The sequence below is a fragment of the Nostoc paludosum FACHB-159 genome, assembly GCF_014698835.1.
Lineage (GTDB): Bacteria > Cyanobacteriota > Cyanobacteriia > Cyanobacteriales > Nostocaceae > Nostoc > Nostoc paludosum.
On the sequence record NZ_JACJTU010000040.1, the window covers coordinates 1 to 20,237 of the forward strand.

General features: G+C 37.9%; 11 protein-coding genes. 5 read left to right on the forward strand and 6 right to left on the reverse strand.

Annotated features, from left to right (window positions below; translation table 11 throughout):
* Positions 1 to 437 precede the first annotated feature (437 nt).
* From rppA to H6H03_RS28940, 4 genes are all read left to right on the forward strand, one after another.
* Entirely contained in the window at positions 438 to 1,169 is a 732-nt protein-coding gene (gene rppA / locus H6H03_RS28925; protein ID WP_190958503.1) for a two-component system response regulator RppA, read from the forward strand.
* A 34-nt stretch (positions 1,170 to 1,203) separates the two neighbouring features.
* On the forward strand, positions 1,204 to 2,529 hold the full coding sequence (rppB, locus tag H6H03_RS28930; protein WP_190958504.1) for a two-component system sensor histidine kinase RppB: 1,326 nt from the start codon (positions 1,204 to 1,206) through the stop codon (positions 2,527 to 2,529).
* Positions 2,530 to 2,691: 162 nt separating this feature from the next.
* Positions 2,692 to 3,549 (forward strand): nucleotidyltransferase domain-containing protein, encoded by an 858-nt coding sequence (locus H6H03_RS28935; protein WP_190958505.1) that lies wholly within the window; start codon positions 2,692 to 2,694, stop codon positions 3,547 to 3,549.
* Between the two features lie 107 nt (positions 3,550 to 3,656).
* Positions 3,657 to 3,878, forward strand: a complete 222-nt coding sequence (locus tag H6H03_RS28940) for a DUF4327 family protein (RefSeq protein ID WP_190958506.1) — start codon at positions 3,657 to 3,659, stop codon at positions 3,876 to 3,878.
* Positions 3,879 to 4,487: 609 nt separating this feature from the next.
* On the opposite strand, the gene H6H03_RS28945 is transcribed toward H6H03_RS28940, so the two are convergent.
* The 3 genes from H6H03_RS28945 to H6H03_RS28955 all read right to left on the reverse strand — a co-directional run bounded on the left by H6H03_RS28945 (position 4,488) and on the right by H6H03_RS28955 (position 8,786).
* On the reverse strand, positions 4,488 to 5,060 hold the full coding sequence (locus H6H03_RS28945) for a hypothetical protein (protein WP_190958507.1): 573 nt from the start codon (positions 5,058 to 5,060) through the stop codon (positions 4,488 to 4,490).
* Between the two features lie 357 nt (positions 5,061 to 5,417).
* Positions 5,418 to 7,073, reverse strand: coding sequence for a mechanosensitive ion channel family protein (locus H6H03_RS28950; RefSeq protein WP_242058030.1), 1,656 nt, complete (start codon positions 7,071 to 7,073; stop codon positions 5,418 to 5,420).
* Positions 7,074 to 7,202: 129 nt separating this feature from the next.
* Complete coding sequence (locus tag H6H03_RS28955; RefSeq protein WP_190958508.1) at positions 7,203 to 8,786, reverse strand: mechanosensitive ion channel family protein; 1,584 nt, start codon at positions 8,784 to 8,786, stop codon at positions 7,203 to 7,205.
* 630 nt (positions 8,787 to 9,416) lie between these two features.
* On the opposite strand from H6H03_RS28955, the gene H6H03_RS28960 reads away from it, so the two are divergent.
* Entirely contained in the window at positions 9,417 to 10,739 is a 1,323-nt protein-coding gene (locus H6H03_RS28960; protein WP_190958509.1) for an AAA-like domain-containing protein, read from the forward strand.
* A gap of 24 nt (positions 10,740 to 10,763) precedes the next feature.
* Here H6H03_RS28960 and H6H03_RS28965 read toward each other — a convergent pair whose 3' ends face one another.
* The 3 genes from H6H03_RS28965 to H6H03_RS28975 all read right to left on the reverse strand — a co-directional run bounded on the left by H6H03_RS28965 (position 10,764) and on the right by H6H03_RS28975 (position 19,856).
* Positions 10,764 to 11,552 carry a Uma2 family endonuclease gene (locus tag H6H03_RS28965; RefSeq protein ID WP_190958510.1) on the reverse strand — a complete coding sequence of 263 codons (789 nt, stop codon included), beginning with the start codon at positions 11,550 to 11,552 and terminating at the stop codon, positions 10,764 to 10,766.
* Positions 11,553 to 11,814: 262 nt separating this feature from the next.
* The gene (locus tag H6H03_RS28970) at positions 11,815 to 13,806 is read right to left on the reverse strand and encodes an ATP-binding response regulator (protein ID WP_190958511.1); all 1,992 of its coding nucleotides are present in this window, start codon (positions 13,804 to 13,806) and stop codon (positions 11,815 to 11,817) included.
* Positions 13,803 to 19,856, reverse strand: coding sequence for a hybrid sensor histidine kinase/response regulator (locus H6H03_RS28975; RefSeq protein ID WP_190958512.1), 6,054 nt, complete (start codon positions 19,854 to 19,856; stop codon positions 13,803 to 13,805). Before H6H03_RS28975 ends, H6H03_RS28970 begins: the two co-directional genes overlap by 4 nt.
* Positions 19,857 to 20,237: the final 381 nt, after the last annotated feature.

Sequence of the window (20,237 nt, forward strand, 5' to 3'; positions counted from 1 at the left end):
TTGTGTTAGCTTTACTATGTGCTTTTTTGGCATACTCTTCTGATCTGCGATCGCTCGACTCTCTGTTTCCATTCTAACCCAGCAAAATTAATGCGATAGACCACTAGGTGCTGCCATTGGTGGCGTTGCAGGAGCAATTACTGGCACAGTCGCAGCCAATAAATTAGCTCAGTACGCAGAGGAATTTATTGAGGAACTTCAGCCGACTATAAGCTTGGGATTAGGTGCCGATCGCAAACCAGTTGAATTACCCCGTCATTACAGTTGGGAAGAATTACAAGCACTATCAAAACCCCAAAGTTGAGAAATGCAGCCTACATAAATTTAATTACGAATTACGAAAACCAGTTTCTATCTAAAGTAGAATCAACATTTCATAGTTATTTCACTGTTTTGTGAAAGCGTAATTAAAAGAAGCTTTTAGCACTGGATTGGTTATGCGGCTGATATTAGTTGAAGATGAAGAAGATTTAGGTGCAGCAATCAAACAAGTCTTAACTTATGAAGCGTATGTAGTTGATTGGTTTTTAGATGGGACTCAAGCATGGCAATATCTAGAAACTGGCTGGACTGAGTACACCTTAGCGATTTTTGATTGGATGCTGCCTGGAGTTTCAGGAATAGAGTTATGTAAATGGTTGCGCGATCGCCATTTAACTCTACCTGTGTTAATGCTAACGGCTAAAGACCGAATGGAAGAAAAGATTATTGGTTTAGATAGTGGTGCAGATGATTATTTAGTGAAACCTTTTGATATGGCAGAACTGCTGGCCAGATTGCGGGCATTACAACGCCGAGCCTCCTACACAGGAACAACACTTACACCCCAACTCCAAGCTCGACGCTTACAAGTAGGTTGTCTAATGCTCAATTACAGCACCCATGAACTGACTCGTCAGTATTGTGACGGTGAAAAGCAAGTGTTCGCTTTAACTGTCAAAGAATTCCAATTGTTGGAATATTTTATGCGGCATCCTAACCAAATTCTCAGCCGCGACCAAATTATTAATCAGCTTTGGGAAATTGGTGCAGAACCAGTTAGTAATGTAGTAGCCGCACAAATTCGCTTATTAAGACGTAAATTAGGAGAAGAAGATAGCGAATCTTTAATTGAAACTATTTATGGTGTCGGCTATCGTCTCAAAATTCAGGCTGCTGATTTTTGCTAACTCGACAGCAATACTTTAAGCCGGTTTTAGCAATATGGAACGTAATCCTATTTTCCGCCAGACTCGGTTGCGGTTAGCTGCTTGGTATACCCTCGTCATGGGTAGTATTTTAGGCCTGTCTGGTTTAGGAGTTTATAGTGTGGTTGCTCATGCTTACAATGAAACCATAGACCAGGGATTACAATCAGTAGCAAATGCACTCCATAACAGTATTGAACCTGCTTGGCAACAACCCGGACATTTACAGCAACTTGCTAAGGAACTTTCCTTAGAATTATGTATAACTTCAACAAACTGTTTGCCTAAAACTACTATCAAACAACCTTTAGTAGAGGTAGCTAATCCAGTCAATTATTATATACGTTTGTTGGATAAATCGGGAAAAATATTTGCAATTACAGGTATACAAGCTGATAATTTAAAAACTACTTTACCATCGCCAGGTTGGCAAGTTATCACAGATTATTCTGGCACTCGATACCGTCAAATTACTTTACCTTTATATACTCAAAGTCAGGTTTCGGGTTATCTCCAAGTAGCGCGAAGCCTGAATGATTTAGAACAGCATATTACTTTTTTAAAATTAACTTTGGTGTTAGGATTGCCGATTTCCATGATTTTCGTTGCTTTGTCTAGTTGGTGGTTAGCAGGAAGGGCAATGCAACCTGTATATCTTTCCTACCAACAGATGCAACAATTTACTGCTGATGCTGCCCATGAATTTCGCACACCCCTAGCAGCAATGTATTCTACGATTGAGGCTGCTATTAAGTTACAGCAAGAACCAAAATCAAGTAGTGGAATTTTAGAGGTTCTCAAACGCCAAAATCGTCGTTTATCGCAATTAGTAGGAGATTTGTTACTGTTAACAAGGATAGACCAAAAACAACTAACAGGAGAATATCAACCTTGCTGTTTGAATGATTTGATTAGCGATTTAATGGAGGAATTAGCATTCTTGGCACTAGAACATCAGGTAAATCTCTCTAAGCAGGTGCAAGTTTCAGAAAAATTGTATGTGATGGGAAATGAAGAACAGCTTTATCGATTAATTTCTAACTTAATTGTGAATGCAATTCAAGCAACACCTAGCGGGGGAAAAGTCACGGTTTTTTTGTCAGATAGTGAGTTTTACGCCATTATTAAAATTCAAGATACCGGAATTGGCATTGCTATTGAACATCAAAAGCGAATATTCGATCGCTTCTACCGAGTCGATCGCGATCGCTCCCGTACCTCTGGCGGTTCCGGACTGGGATTAGCCATAGCAAGAGCGATCGCCCAAGCACACAAAGGCAGCATTCACGTTCAAAGTCAGCCAGGACTGGGCAGTACATTTACAGTTCGACTTCCTCTTTAACTAAGTGGCAAGGTGGGGTGTTTCTCCCGCATTTCTTACAAGTTTGAAATGCAGAGGGGAAAGAACAAGGCACATTGAACTCTCCCCTGCTCCCCTGCTCCCCTGCTCAGGGTTTGTCTTTAAAATATAGAATGACAGCGATAGGAATTTAACAATCGCTCTATGAATCAGGAATCGCCCCAATTCATCAATCATATTGTTTCAAATTTGCGTTCAATTGAGGGAATTAAAGCGATCGCACTGGGTGGTTCGCGGGCACGAGGAAACCACACGAACAAGTCAGATGTGGATTTGGGCATTTATTATAATCCAGAAAACCCGCCTGATTTAGTTGCTCTGAATCGCCTTGCCTGTGAACTTGATGACAACCATCGCGTAAATTTGATTACTCGAATTGGTGAATGGGGAAAGTGGATTAACGGCGGCGGTTGGCTAAAAGTGGAAGGTGTAGGTGTAGATTTTCTCTATCGCGATTTGGCAAAGGTGAATCGTGTCATTGATGATTGCCATATGGGACGCATTACTATTGATTATCAACCAGGACATCCTCATGGTTTTGTGTCCTCTATTTATATGGGGGAAATTGCTATTTGCCAGATACTTTACGACCCTGATGGTGTTTTAGAAGCTTTAAAGGTAAAAACAAAACCTTATCCAGAGCAGCTAAAACAGGCAACTATTGATACTTTCGCCTGGGAAATAAGTTTCTCGCTGTTAGTGGCAAAAAAGGCAATCGCACGCAATGATGTTGTTTATGCAGCAGGTTGTTGTTTCCGCAGTGTGGCATGTATTAATCAGGTTTTATTCGCGCTTAATGAAGATTATTTATTGAATGAAAAAGGGGCGACGGCGATCGCTAATAGATTTGCTGTTTGCCCGCAAGACTATCAACAAAGGGTAGAGCAAGCGTTTGCACTTTTAAGCGCTGATGGAAAATCAATAACTGAGGCGATTGGGATTATTGAGGCGATGGAAGACGATTTGAGCCAATGGTATGGAAATCGACGATTAGCAATGTAATTTACAATCTTCACAAAATCCTCAAATAGTTTCGATAAATTGAAGTTAGAGTCCAAGTGTTAATACTTAGGCTCAACCTGCGTCGTAAACATCCAGGGGGTTTTGTTATGGATACTCTTGTTAAATATGATATTGAAGTTATCAAAGATGAAGCACGTGAACTCGTTAAAAAAGGAGTAATTCGTCGTAACGAGCCAATTTATACTTTGTGTAGATATATTCCTGGTCGTGAGTGGGTTTGCGTGGAACTTGAGCTAGAAAAAAATGAATTTTTACTTCGGGACAAGATTATAGATCTATTAGGTCGTGAAGATTGGAGCGAAGATTGAATTGCGATCGCCATAGCAGGGAATAGGCAACAGGCTTGCGAAAGTCTATTAGTGTCTGGTATTAAAAAGATTATTCTTTCGTAAGCTAATCGTCATTCAAATTGCATCTTTGCGTCCCCCCGTCTTTCTAGCGAATTGAACTATGCAATTTAAAAGCGCATCAGCTTACCAACCGATATGAACTTCGGAGGATGTTTTGATGCAAAGAGATTTTAAGGATAAGTGATTAGGCGGACACGAGCTAAATTCAATCATGAAGATGAGAAAATCTTTCAGTATTTCAACTGATTTCATAAGTAGATAGTAAAGCTACAAATTGTAGGGTATTCAAACGTTATAAGTGGGTACATTTTTCCCACTTTTTTACCCTCACTTTAGTTAACTTATGAAAGTCACATTGATTAAAACACCACACATATTCATTGGCATCCTCATGGTAGCTAATTACGTACTATTCGCTATGTTGCTCCAGTATTTTGATCGTATTAATTTGTTATTCGGTAGTTGATATTTTAGTTAGCTATATAGTTAGCTATATAATTCACTAAAAGTTCCGGGACTCATCAAAAAAGTAGCGTCATAAGCATTATTGGCTCCCAATTCAAATAGTTAAGCAACTCGAAGTTTCTGCAATGAACCAGTAGTTCCTAAAACTTCTGCTGATGATTCTCCTTTTTCTTTAAATTCGCTAATGATGGGATTGAATTCATTTCTGGCATTACGGTCGAATAAAACAAATTTTTGCCTGTTTAGTTTGTCAAGATTCTCTTTTACTCCGGGTAGGTTTAGCGTTTGTATGTTTGTAGGAGCACCTATGACATTTACGCGAATGCGATAAACAGACTGATTTCTGTCATACCATTGGGTCGAACTAATATAAAGTGGTGCGACAGATTCAACATTTTTGAGTGCCAGTGCTTGATGTAAAGGTCTAGATGAAAAACTGACTGGTTGCAGTACAGTCGAAGAGAGGGAGCTAACTAAAACAATATCTGCGTTAAGATTCAAAGTTAATTGCAATGCTCCCTCTAAAAAAGCATTTCTCAATCCCAACTGCATAAAAATAAGAAATGTAATGCAAAGTATTCCCACAGTTCCTGCAATTGTTTGATTGCGTTGGTATCTCAATTGCAACCAAGCAATAAGTATTTTTCTCAGTTCATTTACCAAACATCGAATCATTCTTCAAGACCTATTGATACATCAACATTAAGATTCGTCATTGCTGCTACAATACAGCTACTTTCTTGATTTAAAGCAATTCTCACTTCCATTAGACGAGCATCCATATTTGTTGAGGAACCGATATCGGATACATTTGCTTTCCCAATTTCTAAACCTAACTGTGAAACTAGGCAAGCAGGGGAGCAGAGGGGAAAGAATTTGTATCAGGATTTTAGTGAAATGGTATAAGTGGCTGATATCGTGTCCATATATGTAGCGGTTGCCAATTACATAAGGTACAAGGTAGGGACGCCCCTACCTTGTACCTCACAAAAGCGAGAAATACTATGAGGTTATTTGATAACCTCTATTTCATCATCCTAGTGTGTAAATATAAGCTTGTCTTAAACGCCGTACCATTTCTCGACGCACCTCATTTTGGACGCGGTTACCACGCCGCCAGTGTTCTAATTGAATATTATCAACGTAGAATCTTACAGAAAATTGCATACCAGAGCCTTGGATATCAGTTAGTTGAACTTGTGGTTCTTTCCAGGCAGTATTAGATTCTTTAAAACTGTCATGCAACCATTCAACAAATTTTAATGAATAATCATCTAATCTGGTTTCATCTACTCCAGGATTAGAAATTTTTTGAAAAATCTTATTCAGTTTGATTTTCAAAAGTTCAATTTTTTGTTCCCATTCGTCAGGTAAAATATTTTTGTCTTCAAATACTAAATCAGGGTCTTGAAGCCAAGTTTCATACCATTTACGAATCAAAATAATCAAAGTTGGTTTTCCAGCCTGTTGTTGTTCTTCTAGGCGCGATCGCACTCGTTTACCTTTACGTTCTGTAATTACCACCAGACCAGCAATGTTCAATATTTCCAGATAGGTTTTCTGGATACTTCTCAATTCCTCTGAATTCAAGCCTCCCTTTTCTAGCTGCTTAATTTCCAGGGCAAAATATTCAAATGCTTGTTCAAGCTTTTGCAGCTGTTCATTAACATCTTTCTCAACTAATAAACGCAGTCGTCCTGCTTCTTTTTTTGATATTTTATCATCCTCTGCTTCTCTTAATGCCGCAAAATTGTCTAAATATTGCAGTTTCTCATCGATATCACCTAAAGTATCTGGATGCCCAATGATGATTTCTTGCAAAATTTTTGTTGCTACTATTGCATCAGCATCAACTCTGACTGAGACTTTAATTGTGTAAGCATAGTGGGTTGTAGGACGACTGAGATTGACGATATTTTGACCGCCCAATGATGTGTTTGGTACATATACCTCGCAATGCTCGTTAATCAAATATAGTTTGGTCACCCGGATACCAATTTGTTTGATAATTGCAATTGACCCATCTGGCATGGAGATAACATCTCCAAATTTAAAGGGTGTATCAACTAACAATACCAACCCGCTGAAAAAATCGCTTAAAATATCTTTGATTGCCAATCCCAAAACTACGGTAATGCTACCTATTGCTAAACCGATGCCACTTAAATCAACTCCAAGGGTGCTAAAAAACAGAGAGATTCCAATTATGTATGTGATTACTGGAATACAGTTTTGCAGTAGTGGAATTAATACGTCATCCCAGACAGCTTCAGTTTTGCGGGCGTAGTCTTTTAAGTAGGAAATTGCTGCTTCTGTAAAGAATACAGTTACTAAGTAAGTCAAAGTAGCAATTAGCAAAGCTGTCAATCCTCGGTCAATCCAATCTATAATTCCTCCTGAACCTAATTGGAATAGGGAAATCTTGAGACTAGCAAATATAAAAATTGTGATGGATGGGGTTTGTGAAATCGCAAGAATGAGCAGGGCTGTATCTTTTTCTGTACGCCTAAAAAAGGCTCGCAGTACATAAAAGAGTAATACGTAGATGACAAAAAAAACAATTACAGATGCCGCAAATGTATATAAAAAAGCATTCATTTGTGCTGCTGTTGGCATAGTGGGCGGTGCTGGTGGTATTGGGGTTTTTGATGTAGATTCTGCCGCTTGGGCAATGAGCGTATAAATCATTTGGTGTTTACCTCAAATCTTAAGTAGTTTGAAAGTTTGTTGCTGTTGAAGCATGATTTAGATTTTGGATTTTCCATCGCAGGAAAAATCCAAAATTCAAAATTAAATGACTCTATAATTGTTAGTAAATTAATCTTCTGTATTTGCAACACCACTGGGAATAACAATTCCTTCACGCAATAGAGTATCCGTAAAAATCTTGCGAAGAATACGCTGGATTTGCAGATGTTTTCCTGGCTTGACTTTCGTCAATGTCCGCAGCAACAAGTTAGACTCCCCAAGACTTTCGATGCCATCCACTTGTGTACCTTCGAGTACATCTGGATAATCTGCTTTTAACTGCTGTCCTACCTCCTCAATTACTTTATAGACATGAGTTAAGTTGGAATCATAAGGAACGCCAACTTCTACTACTGCATAGATGTACTGTTTGGAGTAATTAGTAATTGAGCCAATATTCCCATTCTGAATAATCTGCAATTGACCATTCGGATGTCTCACACGGGTGGTTCTCAGTTCAATTGCCTCGACAATACCTTCGACAACTTTTTCTTCGGCTTTTCCAGCTTCGATATAGTCACCCACTAAGTAGTAGTTTTCAAACAGAATAAAGAAGCCGCAAACGATATCGTTAATCAGCGTTTGTGCTCCTAAGCCGACAGCTATACCGACAATACCTGCACCTGCAAGTATGGGAGTAGGATCGATGTCCAGGGTATAAAGAATGGAAACGATCGCGCCGAAGTAAATGAAGTATTGTAAGAAACTACGAAGCAGAGGAACGAGGGTCAGGCGTCTACTTCTTTGAATGTCAGTTAGATTCTGGTTTTTAAACAGCACCTCTTCAATAAATAAGTAGACCACCTCAAACATTACACGACTAATAAAGATAATGGCGATGATTTTGATGATTCGCGGGCCAAAAGCCGCTATGTTGGCAATTAACTGCACTTGTTGAATTACCAATGTCGCCATGCAGACATAAATTACAAATTCTAGACACCGCTTTAAAAAGGGTATCAGGTGTCGCAGGCGATCGTAGAACCTCAAAAGATTATCAGGGCTAGAGTATCTGAGGCTCAAAGCATCTAGGCTATCAACTAACACTGCAACTGCTTTGAGTATCAGGAAACCGACGGCGATAATTAGATAAATCCGCAGTGCAATGTAGAGATATTGCGAAACTGCTGGTGGTAATTTCAAAAACTCGGCACACAAAATTGCAGCCCACAGCCAAATTCCACCACTGACTCTTTGATTGAGGGCGTTGAAGAAAGCATCAATACTTTCATCGTCAGCAGTACTTCTTTCTAAATTCTTGGCGCGAGTGGTAGCTACCTTCAGAGAATAATTGAGAAATTTCAGTGCGATCGCAGTTCCAATCAATACGCCAACACTTTTAGCTATACCAATTCCTAGCTCTATCCAAAATGCTAATGGAATACGACGAATCATGGCTAATGTGTATTCCTGGAGGTTTTCACCACGATAAACTAAATAACCATTCGCACCTACAATCAGAATAAATAAGACTAAACAAGCAAGTAAGAGTAACCCTGTGATGTTGCGTCGTAGGGTTTTGATACTCTTATCATTGCTTCTAAATATAGAGGACTTAATAAACAGCTTAAATGTTTTACTTACAAGCCAGTTGATAAGTAAAAACACAAATATTATAAGGCTGACTTCAGCGACAATAATTAATATGTTCATCTTTGACCATATAATTTGAATAATTTTAGACAACATCCAAATGGATAGATGTTAATTATTTCATATCATTATATTTTGTCAATCTTTTAATATTTAATAGAAATTTATTCATTCGATTTATGTAAATAGGCTTTGCTGTTACTAAATATCTTTTAAATATTTTATGTATGCAATTATTAATTTAACTAAAATAATATGTTTTCTGCGACAACTAAAGCAGAACCTTCAATATTTTTGTACTAATTATTTTGCATTGAAAGTATTATTAAATTAAACCAGAAATTAAGTAAAGAGAAAATTGTTGCTTAATTTTCGTCAAGATATGGCTAGAACTACAAAAATTACCTACATTTTGTATTTTATAAGTGTATAAACAAAATAATTATTTAGTATAAAAACAATATTATTTCGTTTATAGATTTCAGTCTTTGCTGTTAAAAGCAGCTTAATTGCTATATAATAACTTACTGAATACCATGTAAAAATATAATTGTCAACACTTGATTTGTAGGTTTTTGAACAAATATACTACTGTTAACTCTAAAACATAGCCGAACATTAACTACATTTTGGGTTGTCGGAGTTGCCTAGATCTTAATCAAGGTAAAAAGCTGCCTACGCATCTAGAAAATGAACATCGATCAAGTGATACAAGTTCTATCAGTCAGCCAAAAAAAACCTTTGACACCCCTGCAAGAATTAGTGTTGCGCTCGTCCTGGGAGGGAAAAACTTACAATCACATGGCAGGTGAAGTTCACTATGGGGCACAAAGTATTAGAGAAGTAGCTTCTCAGTTGTGGCATGTACTTAGTAAAATTTTTGGAGAACCAATTAGCAAAACCAACTTCCGTCACACCCTAGAGGTACGCCCCCTCACCAAAGCACAACAGCAACAGATTGAGAAACACGCCACCAGTACCGTTACTACGCTAGAATTTCCCAGCGGACCAGTAATGCTATCTTCCCGGTTTTATATCCCTCGTCCGCCAATTGAGGAATTAGCCTACAAAGAAATTACTGAGCCGGGGTGTGTTATTCGCATCAAAGGCTCTAGTCAGATGGGAAAAAGCTCTCTGATGATACGCATTATTGATTACGCTACATCCGTTGGCTATCGCAGTGTGAACTTGGATTTTCAGCAAGCAGACTCAACAGTATTTTGCAATCTTGATAAATTTTTACGTTGGTTTTGTGCCAACATCAGTAGTAAGTTAGAGCTAGAATCCAAACTCCATGAATATTGGGATGAAGATATCGGCAGCAAAGTTAGCTGTACCAATTATTTTCAAAGGTATTTGCTAGAAGATCTTAGTTGTCCCTTGGTTTTGGCATTGAACGAAGTGAATCGGGTGTTTGAGTATCCAGCGATCGCTCAAGAATTTTTACCTTTGTTGCGTTCTTGGCACGAGCAAGCTAAGCAAATAGAAATTTGGGAAAAACTCCGGCTGCTTGTGGCTTATTCAACAGAAATTTATATTCCTTTAAAGCTAAACCAATCACCGTTTAATATCGGATTACCGCTAAAGTTGCCCCCATTTACAATCAAGCAAGTGCAGGATTTAGCACAGCGTCATGGGCTAGATTGGAGAGATAGTAAAGAAGCCAAGCAACTGATGTCAATGGTGGGGGGACATCCCTATTTAGTGCGCCTAGCTTTGTATCACGTTTCTCAGGGAAAAGTTACCTTAAAGCAGCTATTACAACAAGCTCCCACGGAATCAGGAATTTATAACGACCATTTACGACGGCTGTTAACAGCACTCCAGGAGGAGCGAGAATTGGGTGGTGCGATTAAAAAGTTAATTGCTGCACAAGATATAAAATTAGAATCTATGCTTGCTTATAAATTAGAAAGTATTGGGCTGATAAAACTTGAGTGCGATCGCGCTAAATTTTCCTGCGAATTGTATCGTTTGTATTGTGAATCAGCAAATTTAGGTAGTTTTGAATAAAATACCAGGCAATTGCCATTTTTATCACGACTCAGATGGAGGTATCAATGGTGCGATCGCTGATGCATCTAAGCCTGTGATGTTAACTACCTGTTCTACCGTCATACCACCCGCCAGTAAGTTGCGTGCCGTTTGTAATAACTGGGACTCTGCCTTTTCGGCTCGTTGGCGTTCTTGTTCGGCTCGTTGGCGTTCTTGTTCTTCAGGCGTTGGTAGTAATTCTCCCTCCAAAGTTGCCCAGCGTAGCCAAGTTGCATCAATTCCTTTGTAATTTCCCTGCCAGCGCTGCAAGGCTAACCCTAAGGATTCACTCACCAATTGATGGCGATCGTTAACCACCAGTGGTTGGTAAACTCTTTGTTGGATAGAAAAACCCGCCCAATCATCTGGGTTAAACGGGTCATACCAGAAATATTCTGGTACGCGCATTTGATTTTGATAAATCAGCTTTTTTTCGTTTTTGTCCGTGGTGGCTGTACTTTGGGAAAGCAATTCAATGACAACATCCGGCGCTTTTCCTTCTTCCCAAACCACCCAACTTTTGCGTTCACCTTGAGGGACACCCAACACCACAAAAAAGTCTGGCCCTCTAAAGTCTTGGTTTCGCAACTGCGCCAGACTGTAGTAGACAAACATATTGCCGCCGACAAATCCATCTTCTCGCTGTGACAGCCAAGGGATTAAGCCATCTATCAACAAGTCCATTTGGACTTTGTGCCGTGCGCTTTCCATTGGGACACCATCATCATAAGGGAGTTGTGCTTGGGTGGGTGGAATTTCAATTAGAGGTGCAGGTAGGGTGGTTTCTGACATGGCTGTTCATCAGTAGGGTAGCCCGCAGCGAATATATCTATGCTATGGCAGGCAACAGGCAAAGGGCAACAGGCGACAGGTTTCAAAGTGTCTTGGTGTCAGGATTTTACCATTAGTTTATGTTTTAACCTAACTGGCAACTGCTATTCTTGGAAGAATCCTCAAAGTACCGAAGTTATAGGATTTTGGATTGAAATTAGGAAAATACAACGGTAGGTAAAAGCGATCGCCTCCATTAATTTGATGGGTTAGCAAGTGAGTGTCAAGCTTTAACGGCACCTTTTGGGTTTGGGGCTTTCTCTACAAGAATATTGTGTAAAGTCTGCAATAACTCCTTGGTTGTGTATGGCTTAGGAATAAACTTTTTAACTCCAGGTATTTTAGTGAGTTTATCGTTAGCATTCAGCCCGCTAACAGCCACAACCTTGACCTGGGAATTCATTTTTTGTAAGGTACTAATGGCAGTAGCACCATCCATTGATGGCATCATCATATCCATCAACACTAGGTTGATTTTGTCTTCGTGGCGAGCATAGAGAGCGATCGCTTCAATTCCATTACTTGCTGTCATAACTCTGTAGTTGTAAGTTTCTAGAGAAATTTTGGTTGTTTCTAAAATTTCGCTTTCATCATCAACTACTAAAATTAATTCTCCGTTACCGTTGAGCAATTCCAGGTCTTGTCCTTGTGGTGTTTTTGCTACTTCCACTGCTGGCAAGTAAACTTTAAATTCACTACCCCTAGCAACCTGACTAGCCACAGTTATAAAACCACCATGACTTTGGATGATACCCCTGACGGTAGACAGACCCAATCCTGTACCTTTGCCAATATCTTTAGTAGTAAAGAACGGCTCGAAGATTCTGTCAAGGATGTCTGAGGGCATCCCGATGCCTGTATCTGCAACAGTAATCACAATGTAAGCACCGACACGGGCATCAAGATTCATGCGCGCATACTGTTGATCGATAAAGAGATTTTCCGCAGAGATTTTAATCTGACCACCTCTAGGCATAGCATCACGAGCATTAACCACTAAGTTCATCAGTAGCTGATGTAGGTGCGTTGGGTCGCTAATTACAGCCCAAAGTCCTGGCTGAATATCTACTGCCAATTCAATGGATTTTGGAAAAGTCTCTTGGACAATTTGCTGAATTTCTGAGAACAGATGGTTAACTTGCACGATGGTACGCTGTCCTTCGACTCCTCGCGCAAACTGCAAGACTTGTTTGACCAAAGCAGCCCCACGTTTAGAATTATTTTCTATGGTCTGCAACATCTGTTGATTGCGCTCATTAGTATCAGACATTTTGAGTTGCAACAGTTGTGATGCTGTCAAAATGGGAGTCAGTATATTGTTTAGGTCATGGGCGATACCACTAGCTAGGGTGCCAATACTTTCTAAACGTTGCGCCCGCAAAATTTGATTTTCTAAATGTTTTTTTTCGGTAATATCAGTATTTACCGTTAAAATTGATTTTGGTTGACCGTTGCGATCGCGCATTAAAGTCCAACGGCTAGCAACAATAATATCTTTTCCTTGTTTATTAACCTGATGCAATTCACCTTGCCAAAAACCAGACTCAGCTATACTTGCAGAAATATTTTGGATTTGGGATAAGCTTTCTGGTGGATATAAAATCTGATTGACATTCATACCAATTACATCGGTAGCCTTCCAGCCATACAAATTCTCAGCCCCTTTGTTCCAAAAACGGATTTGATTAACAAAATCTTTGACAATTATTGCATCGCTCGTTATATCTAACAAAGCAGCTTGTTCGCGGATTTTTTCTTCAACTCGTAAGCGTTCAGCGATTTCGCTTTCTAAACGTAAATTTTGTTCTTGTAGTGTTTTTGTCAGAGTTCGCAGCTTGAGATGAAGTTGAATTCTGGCTAAGACTTCTTGGTGTTGGAGTGGTTTGGTAAGGTAATCGACTGCACCCAGTTCAAAGCCTCTAACTTTATCCACTGTTTCGGAAAGTGCAGTCATAAAAATAACAGGAATATTTTGTGTTAATTCACTGCTTTTTAAGAGACGGCAGGTTTCAAAACCGTCCATACCCGGCATGAGGATGTCTAATAAAATTAAGTCAGGTGGGGCATATTCGGCTCTGGCGATCGCACTTTCACCGTCTTCAGCAATCAAAACGGTAAATCCTGCTTGGCCTAAAAAATCAAACAGCATTTCTAAATTGATGGGAGTGTCATCAACAATTAAGATTACACTCGATTTATTAACATCATTTTTCATACGCACTCAGAATACTTTTGGAGAAATTCCAATATTTGTTTTCCTTTAAAACCTTTAGCTAGTTGATATAAATGAGTAGCAAAAGGCTGCAACTCCTCATCTATTTCTTCTAGTTTTACAGCTCGTTCAGCAATGCTTCTTAAATCACCCCGCATAGCCAAATCTAGCAGAATTGCCAGTTCACTTGCTGAAGGAGGGACAATAAGAGTCTGAGATGTCAAGTTTAAAGTATTAGCAGGACTTTTGTTTTCGTCCTTCATCTTTCTTACCTTACCTTTATCTTCGTATACCCATTCCAATCCCAAGTGAACCTGTAACTTTTCTAAAAGTTCTGCTTTTTTAATTGGTTTCGCCAGAAAATCATCACAGCCTACTTTACGGCTTTCTTGCTGATCGAATTCAAAGACACTAGCGGAGACAGCAACCACTATCACTTCCTTAAAGTTTTGTAGCACTCTCAGGCGACGGGTAGCTTCAAATCCGTCCATTTTTGCCATTACCAAATCCATAAAAATCAAGTTTGGCTGACATTCAGGGACTTTGCCAAGACAATCTAAACCATCACTTGCTTCTACAACTTCAAAACCTAGAGGTTCTAAAATATTAACCAACACAGACCTATTTTCCCATTTATCGTCTACCACCATAATTTTGCGTTTAGCACCTACAAAACCAATAATGTTAAATTCATTAACATTATTTTTTGTGGGTTGAGCAACTTCTGGTAATTCCAAATCTAGCCAAAAAACGCTACCTCTACCTAATTCACTTGCGACATATAATTCACTCCCCATCATCTGAACCAATTGGCGGCTAATAGACAATCCCAATCCAGTTCCTTCTGTCTTTAGGCTATCTTCACCTACTTGCTTGAAAGGTAAAAATATCTCTTCTAATTGCTCTGTAGCAATCCCAATTCCTGTATCTTCGACTTGAAATCGAATTTTGGAATTTGATAATTGTTCTGCAAGTTTATTTGTATTAATTATCCATTCTCCATACTGATTTACATAGCCTACTTTAAAAGTAATGCTACCTTTTTTTGTAAATTTAACTGCATTACTTAATAAATTAATTAAAACTTGACGTAAGCGCTTATCATCCGCACAAATTAGACTAGGTAATGGATATAAAGGTTGGAAAATTAGGCTAATTCCCTTATGTTCAGATCGAATTCGACAAATTTCTACTATTCCTTCTAAAAAAGCCGATAAATGAAACTCTTGTAAATAAAGCTCCATTTTTCGAGCTTCTATTTTGGAGATGTCTAAAATATCATTAATTAGTGTTAGTAGATGTTCGCCACATTGATGTATAATATTTATGCCATTCCTTTGTTGAGCAGTTAAAGATGTATCTCCCTGGAAAATTTGAGTATAACCCAAAATACCATTGAGGGGAGTTCGTAGTTCATGACTCATGTTGGCGAGAAATTCACTCTTGGCACGGTTGGCAGATGCAGCTATTTCTTCAGCTTTTTGCCGTTCACTAATTTCTTGCTGTAATTGTAAATTTTTATCTTGTAATTCGAGAGTGCGCTCTTTAACTTTTATTTCTAATGTGCGATTATATTCTTCTAAATCATTATAGAGACGCGCATTTTCTAATGAAATTGCAGCTTGTGATGATAAAAGTTGCAAAACTTCTAATCGTTCGGGCGTAAAAGCCCCAGCAATCAATTTATTTTCTAAATAAAGAATGCCAATCAACTTACCTTGATGAATAACTGGACTACATAAAATAGACTTTGGCTTTTGTTGAACAATATAGCTATCCGTCGTAAATCCCCCCTCACGGGTAGCATCGTTGAGTACAATATTTTCATGAGTCTGATATACATAATTAATAATATATAAAGGTAACTGGTGACTTAATTCTACAGGTGTTGATTGCTGCACATTGATTTCAGTTTTACCAAACCTACCTGAAGCTTCTATAAATAAATTTCCGCCCCTCTCTAAAATTAAAAATCCTGTTTCTGCACCAGCATTTTCTAACACAATTTGCATCAATTTCGCTAGTAATTTGTCAAAAACAATTTCACCAGAAAGCGCTTGTGAAGCTTTGAGAACTGTTGCTAAATCAAAAGATTCGCTAATACTTTTATTCAGAGAGTGGACGATCTGTTTTTTTTCTGGTCTGTGGGTTCTTTGTTCCGACAGCCGCGCAAAAATTTGGGTATATTTTACTTCTAAATCTCTCAGCTTTGCTGTTGCTCCCCAGTTACTATATCCATAGTAAGCATCAGTAAGGTAAGTCTGAGCTACCTTTTCTCTACCGCATTCAAAATAAAACTTTGCTGCTAGTTCATTGGCAAGAGCCTCTTCCTGGATATATCCTTGTTCTTTAGCTCCAGCAATTGCTCGATCGTAATATTCCATTGCTTGCCAATGTTGTCCTAATACTCGCGCTTTTTCTGCCTCCACAAGCTCATATTTATGCTGAAAATTCATTGGAGCATTGTTAGCCCAAATTTGCATTTTTTCTTGGTTATTAATGACTTTATCTAAGAGATATTTTTGCTGTTCGCTGGATGTTAATTGATAAATTGCCAGTTGTACTAAAGAATCGTAGAAATGAAATACTGGCACATGAAAAAATGCGTTGACTCCATCTAGATACTGTTCGGCTTGTACTGCATTTTGCGCCGCTTGTTGATAGTCAGCAAATAAATAGCAAAGTATCAGTTTGTTTAAATACAAGTAGTGAAGTCCAGTTCTAGCGTTAGCTGTTTCTAGTAGTGGCAATGATTCGTTTTCGTTGTATACTTCACCTACTAGACGACACTGATTTTCAGAAAGTCGGAGTAAGTTCAAAATTGACTGATGAAAGATTGCATTCCAACTTAAAGCATTTTCCTGTTTAAGTTGAGCTATAACATGGCTGATTCTTGCTATTTCTTTTTCCAGTCTTGGCAATTCTTCTCCAAGGAAATATAAATGGTGACATTTTTGTACCGCAGCATAGCAACCATATTCAAACTGTCCGTTTTCTAGTCCACTAGAGTACGCATTTTCTAAAAGTGGCAACGTTTCCCTAGCATGGACTTTTCCATGCATCGTACATGATGCAGCCACAAAAAAGATGCTTGTTTTTAATTCTAAAATATTTAGCTTTTCCACTAAGCTTAATGCTAATTTACCAAATTTATAAGCTGAATCTATATCTTGAATAATGCTGTTTAAAATGACTGCATAACAAACATAACCATAAGCTGAAAAAGATGCATTTCCATAACGAATAGATAAATTTACTTGTTCGCATATCACCAACGGAAATAATGCAGGAGCAGCTTGATACGTAGGCGATCCCATACAAGTTAGCATCCTGATAGCTGCTAACTTATCTATATCTATCATTAACGGTAGGTCAATCAGGTCTTCTATTTTTTTTGTAGCTAAATTAGTAGCTGTTTGATTAAGAGTTTCCTGAATGTCTGACAAACTAGGTGAAGCTGGAAAATTAATACCTAACAATTCTAGAGCTTGTAAACCAATTTTCGATGCTTCAACTGGTTTGAGTTGTGCCATACAAGCTTGGATTTTTACCTCATAGACTTTCATTTTATGGAGTGGAATTTTTGCTTGCTGTAGAACAAGGTTTGCCCATTTCTCCATTTGTACAAAATGACCGTTGAGGTAGGCTACTTCTACTGCTGACTCATAAATTGATAGCGTTAATTCGTATTGATTTTGCCAGCTATCTACTGTTAATAACCTTAAACCTTCTTTTAAGTAGCGCATGGCAGACTCATAGGCCGCTGCTGCTTTTGCTTTCTGTCCTGCTATAAGATTAAGTTCAGCTAGCTCATATTTATCTGATTCTGAAGTTAATAAATCGATGCCATGATTTAAATGATTTACTAAATAAAAGACATTTTCTTTTTGCTCTTCCAGCAAAGTTTTTTGAATAAGCAATTGCCCAATTTTCAGATGAGTTGCTTTTTTTTCACTATCTGGAATCAAAGAATAAGATGCTTGCTGTACGCGGTCGTGCAAAAATTTGTATGCAATTGTTTGCTGTTCTTCTAACTGCTCGTTAACAACCAGGGGTATTTTATAAGATGAGTCTATAGGTAAAACTAAACCTGTTTGCAAAGTTTCCCATAGCTCTTTGGCTGTTTCTGACAAAGATTTTTGATTAACAATGCTCAAAATATCTAAAGTAAATTTATCGCCAATACAAGCAGCTAATTTTAAAACTTTTTGTGTCTCTGGTAATAATTTTTGAATTTGATTAACCATTAATTCAACGACATTATCAGTAATATCAATGTCTTGAATTAGTTCAATATTCCACTCCCAACAACCTGTATCAAAATTAAAAAATAATAATTTATCTTGATAAAGAGATTTCAGTAGCTGGGTTACAAAAAATGGATTGCCTTGAGTTTTGTGTAATACTAAATCAGCTAGTTCCTGTGATTTTTCTAGACAAATACGGAATGTATCGTTAACTAATTGTTTGATATGCCAAATTTCTAAAGGCTGGAGAACAATATTGTTAACATCTCCACTGGATTTTTGCAATTCTTCTATAGTTAGTATTAATGGATGAGTCGGAGTCACCTCGTTATCTCTATATGCTCCTATTATTAATAAATGTTTACTCTCTGGGTCACTAATCAGCAGTTGAATTAACTTGAGAGAAGCTGTATCTGCCCACTGTAAGTCATCCAGAAAAATTACCAGTGGATGTTCGGCTTGAGAAAATACATGAATAAATTGTTGAAATAATCTATTAAAGCGGTTTTGAGCTTCATTAATTCCTAGTTGTGGTATTTCAGGCTGAGAACCAATAATTTTTGCAACATCAGGAATAACGTCGATAATAACTTGGCCATTGACACCAACGGCTTCTAAAATTTTTGTTTTCCAGTTTGTTATTTTTGTAGCATTTTCTGTTAAGAGTTGTCGGATTAATTCTTGAAAAGCTTGAATTAATGAAGCATAAGGTATATTGCGTTTATACTGATCGAACTTTCCTGAAATAAAATAGCCACGCTGGCGAATGATGGGTTTATGAACTTCATTTACTAAAGAAGATTTACCAATGCCAGAATACCCACTAACTAGCATTAACTCAGTTGCACCAGAACTAACCCGCTCAAAGGCATCGATCAATTTGGTAACTTCTCGCTCTCTACCGTAAAGTTTTTGGGGAATCAGAAATTGGCTATATAAATCAAGTTTACCAACAACAAAATTTTCAATTTTACCAGTTGTTTGCAGTCGTCGTAAACATAGTTCTAAATCAGCTTTTAGCCCTAAGGCATTTTGATATCTTTCCTCAGCAGTTTTAGCTAATAATTTCATGACAATATCAGAAACTGCTAGCGGGATTTTGGCATTTAATTCGTGAGGCGAAACTGGGATTTTAGCAATGTGTGAGTGAATTAATTCTAAAGGATCATCTGCGACAAAGGGCAGCTTGCTAGTTAGCATTTCGTAAAATGTTACGCCTAAGGAGTAAAAATCAGTTCGATAGTCTATTGAGCGGTTCATTCTCCCAGTTTGCTCAGGCGACATATAAGCTAGACTACCTTCTAGCAAATTGAGATCGTTAACTATCTGATTTTCTCTAGATAAGCGTGATGCAATGCTAAAATCGATAATTTTTATTTTACCTGTGTTGGAATTGATGAGAATATTATGAGGTTGAATATCTTTATGAATGAGATGATTTTGATGTAGTTGATATAAGGTTGTAGCTAATTGAATAGCAATTTGCAAAAAATTGTTGAGTTTCAAATTGTGGGTGCTAATAATATCCTTGAGTGTTTCTCCTTCAAAATCTTGCAAGATCAGTGCAACACCATTTTGTGTGCTTTCTAAGGCTAGAGGTTGAATAGCTCCTTCTATTTCCAAAGATTGCAGTATTTGATATTCGTGCCTTATTTGGGCAATTTGTTCTATGGTGGGATATTCAGTTTTTAGAGTTTTGATAATTACTGAAGTTTGGTCTGATTCTTTGAAGGCACGGTAAATGCAGGTATTTATACCATCAAAAATAACTTTGATGAGGTTGTAATCGGCAAGGATAATACTCATGTTTGTTTTGTCACTTGAGTGACATCAATTCTCAAATCAGCTAAAAAAACTCATTGTGGTAACGGACTTACAAAAAATAAATTATCCCAAATTATTTGTAGATTTTTAGGGGCGCAAGGCCTTGCACCCTTACTTCGCGGAGTGTCCCGGAGGGATGGGATATTTTTTTAACTGGAAGCCCCTAATAAAAAGGATTCTTTAAATAGTTCCAAAATCATTTTGATAGTTTCTCGCTCGTTTTTAGTATCTTAGGGTAAAGAATTTTACTTCCCTACTTACTCGCCCCACTACTATTATTTTAAATTTTTTTGATACAACCTGCCGATTTTTGATTGATATTCTATAAGTTTTATCTATGAGTTTTATCTCAGTGTTCAATTC